A 12,742-nucleotide genomic window follows, 5' to 3' on the forward strand; every position below is an offset into this window, starting at 1 on the left:
AGAAAGCCTCAAACTGATTCCGGCGACTGCATTCAACAAAAAAGGCCGCCGAAATCTGTTCGAAGGCCTTACAAGAAGAAAGACGGCAACCTGTCGTCTTTTATTTTACCTTAATATGATCAAAACCCTTTCCATAGACACCGATAACCGTGCTCTGTGATACGAATGCATCCGGATCAATGTCTTTAATCAAACGGAAAATCGTTGTCGATTCCCGCTTCTTGGCCAGAACGAACATCATCTTCACCCCATTGCCGGTATAAAGACCTGTTCCATCCAAAACCGTTACACCGCGGTGCATGTCTTTATTAATGTGTTCACCAATCTCTTTATAATGCTTGGAGATAATGAAGAATTGCACTGACTGGTGGGCACTGTTCACAATCTGATCGAGCACAAAACTACATACATACAAGGTCACATAACCATAAACGACCTTTTCCCAATCATGCAGGACAAAATAACTGGAAGTAATGATGATCATATCACAAGCCATTACCACTCTTCCCAAAGAGACGTCCCGATACTTATTGATAATAGCAGCGATAATATCTGTTCCTCCAGAACTTCCGTTAGCCGAAAAGGCAATACCAATTCCACTACCACAGAATGAAGCGCCCAATACACAAGCCATAAAAGGCTGATCCTGCAGAATATGGACCTCACCTATCAGGCTTTGCAACAGTGATAGAAAAGAAGTCAGCACCAATACGGCGTAAATCGTCTTGACACAGAACTTAAATCCAAGAATCTTCAAGGCCAACAACAGCAACAACGCATTGATTGTAAAATAAGTGTACTGAACCGGTAATTTGGTCGCAAAGAACACAATAGAAGCAATACCCGGAACACCGCCGGTAGTAATATCATTCGGAAGGAGGAAAATCGTCCATCCGATACCATACAACGTCATTCCCAAAGCAATCATGATGTAATCTTTAGCTTCGCGGAATATGGTCTGCTTGTTCGTTAAATTAGAAATATTAGCGTTCATCTCCAAAGATAATTATGGGCACAAAATTACAATTTTCTTTAGTATTTTAAATAAAAGACTGTACTTTAAATACAAATTCCATCCAGATCCAGTAGCGTATGGCTTTTCCCAAGAACATTGATATGGCTACGATCCAGACATTCGCCCGAAGGAAGCCTAAAGCAACAGCGATAAAGTCGCCTATTCCAGGAAGAAAGACAAAGAACCCCATCCACGAACCTTTATCTTTAATCCAGTCTTGTACCTTATAGACTTTCTGTGGGTCCAGCTTCAGATATTTCTCTATCCATTCTATTTTTCCCAACATGCCTAACCAGTAACAGCTCATTCCACCCAAAAAATTTCCTAACGTGGCAGCAATCATACAGGGCCAGTAAGATGCTCCAGCCAACAAAACACCCGTCAACACAACTTCACTGCTAAAAGGCAAAATCGTAGCGGCTAAAAAAGCGGCAATAAACACGCCAATATAACCATACTCTATCAGAAACTCCATATGCGTAATAACAACAACAAAATAAGTACAACTACAGATATATGAAACGCCCAGAATACATATTTATTTCTTACAACGGTAAAAAAATGGGCAATCAGAATCGAGGAAGGGAAACATGCGATTTGCAGATACTCTTCAGACGACTGTTCATACAAGAAATACAATCCGAATGACGAAATCGCCAGCAAAATCAGGAAAGCCAGAAACTGACGCGTACGGAGATTATCCTCATATTCGTGCGCCAGAATATTGAATGAGGCAATCATCACAAGTACTATCATATAGCCGATTGCCAGCCAGTCGAGCCAACTGTTCCCCTTGATACTCAGCGGACGAATCTTATAAAGAGAATCGAACGGGACCGTAAACATATCAAAGTTCTGTTGCCACACACAATAAAACCCGACAAACCAATACACTACGGCCAAGCCCAACAGACTCGCCAAAAAGGTTTGTAATGTCAACGTCCGGAACTTATACATGCCGTACCAAAAGAGTGGAAGAAACCAGCAGATATGAATCCACAACAGACTGCCGATCGCAATCACAAAGGTTGCATTAAATACATTCCGCTTATTATCCGGATCATGATATGACGTAAATAGATAATAAATGGCAAGTATCAGGAAAAATACCCCGAATGAAGTGGACTTCAGTGGCAGGAAATCTTTATTCGTACTGATCAGCAAGATATAAAACAATACTGGCAATAAGGTCTTCTCCCGAATCAGCATCAGTACATAGTTGGCCCGATGGATCATAAAAGCACCACCCAACATCAGCAGAAAGCCAATGAGATATGTTCCGGTTTTACCCGGCAGATACTGACAGATCAGATTCCACAAAGGAGGAGCCGTCACCTCGCCATAAACCGGATAACCGGTAGAAGTTGCGTAACAGGCTATCCAGCAAACAATGCATCCTACCAACAGATAAAAGATGGTGAACGGGGTCGTTAAAATATTCTGACGACTGGAATAAAGCATCATGTCTTTGTACTCTTTACTAAGAACCGGACAAAGGTAGGTATTTTTCTCCTGATTATTCCGGATAACAGACCACTGTTTTTCGTCTCCTTTTCTTTTCTATTACAAATAAATCCGTTATCTTTAGGCACAACACAATTAAAATCTACCCGTTATGGAATCATCACTATTCTGGATTGTGCCTGTATCATCCATTCTGGCACTCGTACTGGCTTGGTACTTCTACAAGCAAATGATGCGTGAAAGCGAAGGAACCCCTGTCATGCAAAAGATTGCATCACACGTCCGGCAGGGCGCCATGTCTTATCTGAAACAGCAATACAAAATTGTCGGCATGGTCTTTTTAGGCTTAGTCATTCTCTTCTCGATAATGGCTTATGGATTCAACTTACAGAATCATTGGGTACCGGTAGCTTTCCTGACGGGTGGTTTCTTTTCCGGCCTTTCCGGATTCTTGGGAATGAAAACGGCTACTTATGCTTCAGCCCGAACAGCCAATGCAGCCAGGGATTCATTAAACAAAGGATTACGGGTTGCTTTCCGAAGCGGAGCCGTAATGGGATTAGTCGTTGTCGGATTAGGTTTGTTCGACATCTCATTCTGGTATCTGTTACTGGAAAATCTGATTCCGGCTGATGCCATGAACCCTACTGCTAAGTTATGTATGATTACAACAACCATGTTGACTTTCGGTATGGGCGCTTCAACACAAGCCTTGTTTGCCCGCGTGGGCGGTGGTATTTATACCAAAGCTGCTGATGTTGGAGCCGACTTGGTAGGCAAAGTGGAAGCTGGCATTCCGGAAGATGACCCGCGTAATCCGGCTACTATTGCCGACAATGTGGGTGACAACGTAGGCGATGTAGCTGGAATGGGCGCCGACTTGTATGAATCATACTGCGGTTCGATTCTGGCGACCTCCGCTTTGGGTGCTGCTGCATTTATCGGTTCCGGTAATACAGAAATGCAATTCAAGGCCGTAATTGCTCCGATGCTGATAGCCGCCGTCGGCATTATCTTGTCGATCATCGGTATTTTCTCTGTAAAGACAAAAGAAAATGCCGGGATGAAAGAGTTGCTTCATTCGCTGGCCGTTGGGACAAATCTAAGTTCGGCCCTGATCGTCGTAGCTACATTTGCCATTCTCTGGGCCTTAGGTCTGGAAAACTGGTTTGAAATCTCGTGTGCAGTCGTCGTTGGATTGATTGTCGGCATTATTATCGGCCGGTCTACCGAATATTATACTTCACAATCGTATAAACCAACCCAACGCCTGTCGGAAAGCGGAAAAACCGGTCCGGCCACAGTCATCATTTCCGGAATCGGATTAGGGATGATTTCAACCACGATTCCTGTATTGGCTGTTGTTGCCGGTATCATCCTTTCTTACTGGTTAGCCTCAGGTTTCGATTTTGCCAATATCGGTATGGGATTATATGGAATCGGTATCGCTGCCGTCGGCATGCTCTCGACTTTAGGTATTACCTTAGCTACCGACGCATACGGACCAATTGCCGACAATGCCGGAGGTAATGCGGAAATGAGTGGCCTCGGAAAAGATGTCCGCAAACGAACCGACGCCCTCGACTCGTTAGGAAACACGACTGCTGCTACAGGCAAAGGCTTTGCCATCGGTTCGGCGGCTTTAACCGGATTAGCATTGCTGGCATCCTATATTGAAGAAATACGCATCGGTCTCTCCCGCATCGGAACGATGTCGCTCGATTTACCCAACGGACTGCAAGTAGAAGTGAGCCATGCAAGCTTTACCGACTTCATGATCTTCTACGATGTCACGCTGATGAATCCGAAAGTTCTATCCGGTATCTTCATCGGTAGCATGATGGCCTTCCTGTTCTGCGGACTGACGATGAATGCCGTTGGCCGTGCTGCTGCCCACATGGTAGAAGAAGTCCGCCGCCAGTTCCGCGAAATTAAAGGTATTCTCGAAGGTAAGGCCGAACCCGATTATGCCCGGTGCGTGCAAATCTCGACCCAAGGCGCACAAAGAGAGATGGTATTTCCATCCCTATTGGCTATCGCGGCTCCTATCCTGACCGGAATCTTCTTCGGTGTTCCCGGAGTAATTGGTCTGCTGATTGGCGGTTTATCATCCGGATTCGTACTGGCTATCTTCATGGCCAACGCTGGTGGTGCTTGGGACAATGCCAAGAAATATGTAGAAGAAGGAAACTTCGGAGGCAAAGGAGGCGAAGTACACAAAGCCACCGTTGTGGGTGATACCGTAGGCGACCCGTTTAAAGACACATCCGGTCCCAGCCTGAATATCCTGATCAAACTGATGAGTATGGTAGCCATCGTCATGGCAGGTCTGACAGTTACATGGAGTTTGTTCTAATATACCTATTATATATATGCAGTTAAAAACCGCCCGGTCGCCGGACGGTTTTTTTATTCTTCACCACAGATTCTTCTTTTTCTCACCACAAATTCTTTAGTTCTCGTCGTGAACTACTTAATCCACGGCGTGAACTAAGTAATCCACGACGAGAACTAAGTAATCCACGCCGTGGATTAAAGAATAGATCGTATTATTTTAACTATTAGCAGCATCCATTAAAACAATATTCCTTTGCAATCACAATTCGAAATAACCTTTTTTTCAGAAATAATAAAATCCAACAAACAAATAATCACTTAAAATAAATTCAAACTTTGCAGACCATCTAACTTACTATTCACATTATATACGGCCTTTTTATTTTAAATTTATTTTTATGATCAGATTTTATATTGCAGTTTATTTAAAATAGAAATTCGTTTTCAAATATATCCTTATTATTTTGTGCACTAACTATTGCCTAATATGATAAAAAATTCATATCTTTGTAATATTATCCAAGAAAAAAGTTAGAAAATAGTTGAGATACATTAATCGTTTTAAATGAATTGCCTATGCAGTAGAAGGGTTTATTAACAGAATTGGACGTATTCCAAGAATCATTCAGAAACAAAATTAACATTTATTTAACTCCAAAAATCGATTTTTCATGAGAAAGTCAATTATCCTATTTATGACATTCTTTTTGTGCATAGTAGGTTATGCACAAAAGCGAACGATTAGCGGTACAGTTACAGATAAAGACTTAAAGGAACCGCTGATTGGCGTAAATGTACTTTTAAAGGGTACACAAACAGGTACTGTTACCGACATGGATGGTAACTATACGATCGATGTCGAAGGTGACGGTACATTGGTATTTTCATACGTCAGTATGAAAACCGTTGAAGAATCTATCAACGGTCGCTCTACCATCAATGTTGAGATGTCTTCAGATTCAGAAGCTCTGGAAGAAGTTGTTGTCACAGCAATGGGTATTAAGCGTGAATCCAAGACTTTAACTTACTCTGCCCAGACAGTGGGAGGTAAAGACTTGAACGAGATCAAGAACGTAAACATGATCAACTCTTTGCAAGGTAAGAGTGCAGGTTTGCAGATTACCCCGAACTCAACCGGTGCCGGTGGTTCTTCAAAGATCCTGTTCCGTGGTAACAAATCTATCAGTGGTAGCAACCAGCCGTTGATCGTTGTCGATGGTGTTCCTATGATGATGAACGTCTCTACTGCACAGACTACCATGGCTTATGGTGGTGAACGTGATGGTGGTGATGCCATGTCAACCATCAACCCGGATGATATCGCCCAGATCACTTTGCTGAAAGGTGCGTCAGCAGCCGCATTGTATGGTGCAGTTGCAGCCAACGGTGCTATCATGATCACAACCAAATCTGCTCAGTCAGGAAAAGTAGCTATCAACGTATCAAGTAATACTACTGTTGAAACACCGATGGTATTGCCGAAATTCCAGAACATGTACGGTGTAAGTAATGAAGGTACATTCAGCTGGGGTGAAAAGCTGTCATCTGCTGCTCCTAACTATGCAAAAGATTTCTATCAGCCGGGTTATACAACCAATAACTCTATTGCATTATCAGGTGGTAACGAAAACATCTCTTCTTACTTCTCTTATGCCAACGTATCATCAAACGGTATTGTTCCTGAAAATGATTACATGAGCCATAACTTGATGGCAAAAGTTGGTTTTAACTTGTGGAAGAAAGTACATGTGGATGTATCTGCCCGTTATAACAACCAGCACATCGAAAACCAGCCGGCAGCCGGTTACCTGAGCAACCCAATCACAGGTGCTTACTTGTTCCCGAGAGGCGAGGACTGGGATTACTATAAGAACAACTACGAAATTTATGATGGTACACGTAACATCAATGTTCACAACTGGACGAATACCCTGCAGGAACAGTTCACAAACCCGTACTGGATGTTGAATCGCCAGAAACCGGTAACTGACCGTAACCGTTATGAATTTGGTGGTAGCGTTAAATATGATATCATTGAAGGTCTGTCAGTAACAGGTCGTTTACGTTATGAACGTGGTGAAGAACAATGGACACTGAACGAATATGCTTCAAGTACAGCTAACCGTAACTTGTTAGGTACTTTGAAAGACACACGTACTTTCAGTGATCAGACTTACGCCGACTTGTTGGCACAATACAACAAGACTTGGAATGAAACTTATTCATTGTCAGTAACCGCTGGTGGTAGCTATCAGAAAACAGAAAGAACAAGTTCTGAAATCATCGGTTGGGGTGATAAAGTCTATTCAGTAAACAATGGTGTTGTTACTCCAGGTGCTTACTTCCCGAATGTCTTCAACCCGAAGAACTACTACACAGTTCAATCTACATTCTCAAAAGAAAGAAAGCGTTTGAACTCTGTATTCGCAACAGCTCAGTTCGGTTATAAAGAAGGTTTGTTCGTTGATATCAGCGGACGTAACGACTGGTCATCATCTTTGGCATTTACAGACGGTGTATCATTCTTCTATCCGTCATTTGGTGTCAGTGCATTGTTAGACAAGTTCATTGATTTTGGCAAGAACGTCGACTTGTTCAAACTGCGTGCTACTTATTCTATCGTAGGTAACGATGTGCCTATTGGCGTAACTAACGAACTTTATAATTTCGGTGAAACAGCCGGTTCTATTACTCCTCCTGAAAGTTCTTCTTTCCGTACATTGAAGCCTGAAAAGACAAACTCTTTGGAAGTTGGTTTTGATGGAACATTCTTCCAGAACCGTTTCAACGTTAATTTGACTTACTATAAGACAAATACGAAGAACCAGTACTTCAATATCTCAGCTCCGTGGGAAACTGGTTTAAGAAACCGTTATATCAATGCAGGTAACGTACAGAACCAGGGTTTTGAAGTTAGCTTAGGCTGGTACAATCAGTTTAATGACGACTTCAGCTGGAGTACAAACTTCAACTTCTCATACAACAACAACAAGATCATTGAGTTGTCTAATGAATTACCTGAATGGACATTGGCAAGCTACTGTACAGGAGCTAAGATTCTGTTGAAAGAAGGTGGTCACTTTGGAGACTTGTATGTTCGTGACTTCGAACGCGACGAAAACGGAAAACCGTTAAAAGCAGAAAATGGCGCTCCAGTATTAGGCGGAACTGATAATGAAGACTTGGTTTATGTAGGCGATATGAATGCTAAAGTTAATATGGGATGGACCAATACATTCCACTATAAAGACTTTACACTGTCATTCTTGATCGATGCCAAAGTAGGTGGTAAAGTATTCTCAATGACTGAAGCTACATTAGACGGTTGGGGTGTTTCTGAACGCTCTGGCGCTGCTCGTGAAGCAGGAGAAGTTGTAGTCGACGGCGTATCATTCGATCCGCAGCTTTACTATTCAACAACTGGTGGTACAAGCTATAACTCAAATATCTTGACATCACAGTATGTATATGACGCAACCAATGTCCGTCTGCGTGAATTATCATTCGGTTATACTTTCCGCAACCTGTTTGGTGCCGGCAAGAATTTGAATGCATCAATCATTGGTCGTAACTTATTCTTCTTCTACAAAGATGCTCCGATGGATCCGGATGTAGCTGCTGCAACTGGTAATGGTTGGCAAGGTGTTGATATGTTCGCATTGCCGACATCTCGTAGCTTTGGTTTGAACTTGAAACTTAACTTCTAATTTTTTGAGGAATATCGTATGAAACTAAATAAGATTTTAAAATACACAGCTGTATCAGCTTTAACTTTGGCAACAGGTGTAATGACTGTTGGCTGTACAGATAATTTTGAAGAGTTGAATACAGACCCGTATGAATTGAATCCGGATGCACTTCCGTTCTCTGCACAGTTCCAGGAACCAATGTCATACGTTTATGCTCCGCAACAGAACTTGTTCCAATACTGTTTCAGCTTGAACATTGACCTGTTCAGTGGTTATTTTATGACACCTCACAACTTCAATGGTTCTGGTAACGTAGATTATGCGCTGAACCGTGGTTTCTGTGGTGGTATGTATGAAAATGTTTATCTGCACATCTTCAACAATACCCGTCGTCTGATTACGTCTTGCGAAGAACAAGGCTTTGTAGACTACGCAGGTATGATGCGTGTCATCCAGGCTTATGCCATTCAGATGCTGACAGACGTTTATGGTCCGGTTTCTTATACATCAGCTATTGAAGACCCAACGAACGGTGCTTCCTTCTCTTACGACAAACAAGAAGACATCTATAACTCTATGTTCGCGTTGTTGGATGAAGCCATTAAGAACTTCCAGAATCCGACTTCAGATTTAACATCAAGACAATCTTTTGACTTCTGGTGTAACGGAGATCTGGATTTGTGGATCAAGGTCGCAAATCAGCTGAAATTACGTATGGCTATGCGTATTGTAAAGGCTAACCCGACGTTAGCTAAGCAAAAGGCAGAAGAAGCAGCTCAAGCAGGTGTATTACCACAAGACATCCTGATCAACCAAGGATTCAGCAACGAACAGACTCGTATGTTTGAATGGGGTGATGCTGGTATGAATGCCAACTTAATCACAATTATGGAAGGCTATAACGATCCTCGTCTTCCGCTGTATGTAACCAAGAACCAGGCAGACGTAGCTTGTGAGGATGGCTCTACTATCGCAGCTGGTACTAAATATTTAGGTATCCGCGGTGGTTGTAACTTACCATCAAAACCTAATCAGTGGGGTAACTTCTCTAAGATCGTATGCTCATATACAACTGCATTCCCTGTTATGAAAGCTGCTGAAGGCTATTTCTTACGTGCTGAAGGTATTCTTCGTGGCTGGAATATGGGTGGTGGAACTGCTCAACAGTGGTATGAAGATGGTATCCGCACTTCTATCAAGAATGAGGCTGCATACAAAGGCATTGAAGTTCTTGCAGGCGTTACATCTGTTTCAGATGAAGAAATTAATGCTTACATCAATGGAACAACACTGCAGGAAGATTTCGTTGACCCGGTAGATAGTCAGAACAGCATTAAAGCCCAAAATGACGTTTGCGTTAAATGGGATGAAAGCGCTTCAAACGAACAGAAATTACAGCGTATCATTATCCAGAAATGGATTGCCAACTTCCCAATTTCATGTGAAGGTTGGGCTGAATACCGCCGTACAGGTTATCCTAAGTTCTTCCCGAACCGTGTTAACTTAAGTAATGGAACTATTGATACAGATGAGCAGATCCGTCGTTTGATTTATTCAGACAACGAAATCAATACCAATAATGCCGAATTGCAAAAAGGTATTGAACTTCTGAATCAAGAGAACTCAAGCTCTAAGTTCACTGGTGATATTGGTGGTACTCGCGTATGGTGGGATAAAGCCAATGTCGGCAATTTCTAATTAATGGCAATCAGTTAGAAATCCAATACGAAGGCGTGTCGAATTCCGGCACGCCTTTTTTATTTTATTTTCATCAGGATTTTTATCGGACGGTAGCATTATTATATTCTTTTTCTGCAGCATCGACCATTACCAATAAATCAGCTTAAATACCTTTTTGCTCAGATTCCATTTCCTGATGACCTGCACAAAACTTTACCTCTACTGTAATTTAAGTAGCTTAATCTTTACGACAGTTCATAAATATTTAAGGTCTACACGATATATCAAAGTGAGAGTACAAAAAAAGGAGGATGTATAAATAATACACCCTCCTTAAGGCCTTAGCCTTCATCATTTTTCATTGTTAAGATCTTGAAGAATCTTTTACTACAAATATATTATGAATACCATTTACAATATACAAACTTTTATAGTAAAAATTCATTTAATTTTATCCATGTTTTTTATATCAATAAAATGAATTCAAATATCTTCAACAAACCCAGATCAAGCTTAATTTGGATTCTGATTAAAAGAGGGCGGCTTAATACAAAGCCACCCTCTGCTCCATAGCTAACGTTCTGGCTTCAAATATACTACAAATATATAATATTCATTTCGTCAAAGCAGCACTTGAAAGAGATTAAGCAATTGCCTTATACCCAATTCAATCTGATTATATAAATATCTAACAGCACATCAATATCCGCATACGAAGTAAACGATAAGATAATACAAGAGAAAGAGTAACACCAAGAAATTTATCCGCTCTCAAGATCTTTATAATCAACAACAATTATTGGTTAACAAAACCTTTCCCTGATATTTACAACTTAGAAGCTCATTGTTTCTCTATCAACTTCACACCACAAATATACAAAGAGTTTTTTAATAAACAAAAAATTTATAATAAAAATTTCATTTATTTTTATCCACCTACCTTTATATTGCAAATAGAAAAAAAATAAGTGACCATGCTAAGATTAAAATACCTCGAACATGAACATGCAAAAAAAGGTGATTGATCCCAAGACCAACCACCTTAAAAATTTTACCATCCATAGCAAAGCGTTTTGTCAGTAAAACTGGTCTTTTTCACAGCAAGGTTTATTTTTATTATAAAAAAGTTTCTCTTAACTTATGAGGCAAATATAATTGATATTTCACTAAATGGCAAACTTTTCTCAGAATATTTTGGCAATAAAAAATAATATCATATATCAGTATTTAGGTTAGAGTATGCTTCTACACATTGAAGAATTTTTGTTCCTTTGAAATGAGTTAAATATAAGATTTTAACTGCTCCCACGCTGAATAACAAGTCTATTTTTACTGTCAAGACAAACTTATAGCCATCCATTTAAACAAACCAACAACAAAGAGAAATTAGCAAATTGAGGACAAGTTACAAGCTTTTAGGATTACTCTACAGCGTGGACGAGCTGTTTGAACGCTAGTACAGTACGGTCACATTAGCAGGAAACAGCTCTCACAGGCGAATATAAAGTGCAAATACCATTATTTCCGTCTTGCTAAAGTCCTCCAGATGCAGACGACCCTAACTCCGGAAGACAAGCCTTGACATGGATTCCAACATAAAATAGACAGCACGTGCTTTCCCGTAGCACGTCGTGTAACGGACCGTTTCCATGTCCAGAAACTGGCTTATGAAGCTGTTCAGGAAATGAGAGTCAAGGTTCGAAGGGAAGCCCAGGATGAGGAATCCATACAGATAGCACATGCCAGAGCTTGCGGGAAAATCTATCATGCTCCGGTTTTCGAAAACGGAGACTCAAGGAAGCAATTACTGGCTAGAAGCATCTACCTTCTCTATAAGAAAGAATCCTTGTGGACCGAATCTCAGCGTGCGCGTGCCGCCATCCTCTTCAGGGAATATCCGGATATTAAGAAAGCCTATTATCTTTCAATGAGACTTGGGCTGATATATCACCAATGCAGGCATAAGGATACGGCCTTGACCAGACTTGCAAGATGGTACGATGAAGTAGACAAATCTGGATTCCTTGCTTTCGGCAGAGTGGCTAGATCCATACAAACTCATTATCAGCAAATCATAAACTTCTTCGACAAGCGGTCTACTAATGCTGCTTCTGAGTCCTTCAATGCTAAAATAAAGAACTTTCGTTCTCAGTTCAGAGGGGTTAAAGACAAAGCTTTCTTTCTCTTCAGACTTTGCAATATTTATGCGTAAACTTCTAATCCCTCATATTTTTACGTTGATCCCTTTCTTTCTCTTCAGACTTTGCAATATTTATGCGTAAATTTCTAATCCCTCATATTTTTACGTTGATCCGAAAGAATCCTTATGGACATCGCAGCGTGCGCGTGCCGCCATCCTCTTCAGAGAATATCCGGATATAAAGAAAGCCTATAAACACGAAAAAGCCGATCCAACTATTGTTGAACCGGCTCTCTTTCTAAAACGGCGGCTACCTACTCTCCCACTGTTACGCAGTACCATCGGCGTGACGAGGCTTAACTTCTCTGTTCGGAATGGGAAGAGGTGGATCCCTCGTGCTATAACCACCTTAAGCTC

General features: G+C 41.2%; 7 protein-coding genes and 1 rRNA gene. 4 read left to right on the forward strand and 4 right to left on the reverse strand.

Going from position 1 to position 12,742, the window contains the following annotated elements:
- Positions 1-100: 100 nt before the first annotated feature.
- From NEE14_RS10830 to NEE14_RS10840, 3 genes are read right to left on the reverse strand one after another with little or no spacing between them, the layout of a single operon-like run.
- Complete coding sequence (locus NEE14_RS10830; protein ID WP_251968635.1) at positions 101-994, reverse strand: YitT family protein; 894 nt, start codon at positions 992-994, stop codon at positions 101-103.
- A gap of 46 nt (positions 995-1,040) precedes the next feature.
- A complete protein-coding gene (locus NEE14_RS10835; protein WP_251968636.1) occupies positions 1,041-1,490 on the reverse strand; it encodes a YqaA family protein in 450 nt (149 codons plus the stop codon).
- Positions 1,478-2,479 (reverse strand): hypothetical protein, encoded by a 1,002-nt coding sequence (locus NEE14_RS10840; protein ID WP_251968637.1) that lies wholly within the window; start codon positions 2,477-2,479, stop codon positions 1,478-1,480. Before NEE14_RS10840 ends, NEE14_RS10835 begins: the two co-directional genes overlap by 13 nt.
- Positions 2,480-2,630: 151 nt before the next feature.
- Between NEE14_RS10840 and NEE14_RS10845 the strand changes: the two genes are divergently transcribed.
- The 4 genes from NEE14_RS10845 to NEE14_RS10860 all read left to right on the forward strand — a co-directional run bounded on the left by NEE14_RS10845 (position 2,631) and on the right by NEE14_RS10860 (position 12,397).
- Positions 2,631-4,835, forward strand: coding sequence for a sodium-translocating pyrophosphatase (locus NEE14_RS10845; RefSeq protein WP_251968638.1), 2,205 nt, complete (start codon positions 2,631-2,633; stop codon positions 4,833-4,835).
- A gap of 652 nt (positions 4,836-5,487) precedes the next feature.
- On the forward strand, positions 5,488-8,523 hold the full coding sequence (locus tag NEE14_RS10850; RefSeq protein ID WP_251968639.1) for a SusC/RagA family TonB-linked outer membrane protein: 3,036 nt from the start codon (positions 5,488-5,490) through the stop codon (positions 8,521-8,523).
- 18 nt (positions 8,524-8,541) lie between these two features.
- Positions 8,542-10,203 (forward strand): SusD/RagB family nutrient-binding outer membrane lipoprotein, encoded by a 1,662-nt coding sequence (locus NEE14_RS10855; protein ID WP_251968640.1) that lies wholly within the window; start codon positions 8,542-8,544, stop codon positions 10,201-10,203.
- 1,582 nt (positions 10,204-11,785) lie between these two features.
- Positions 11,786-12,397 carry an ISAon1 family transposase gene (locus tag NEE14_RS10860; protein ID WP_422394704.1) on the forward strand — a complete coding sequence of 204 codons (612 nt, stop codon included), beginning with the start codon at positions 11,786-11,788 and terminating at the stop codon, positions 12,395-12,397.
- A gap of 229 nt (positions 12,398-12,626) precedes the next feature.
- On the opposite strand, the gene rrf is transcribed toward NEE14_RS10860, so the two are convergent.
- Positions 12,627-12,737 (reverse strand): 5S ribosomal RNA (gene rrf / locus NEE14_RS10870).
- Positions 12,738-12,742: the final 5 nt, after the last annotated feature.

The sequence above is a fragment of the Parabacteroides sp. AD58 genome (assembly GCF_023744375.2).
GTDB classification, from domain to species: Bacteria; Bacteroidota; Bacteroidia; order Bacteroidales; family Tannerellaceae; genus Parabacteroides; species Parabacteroides absconsus.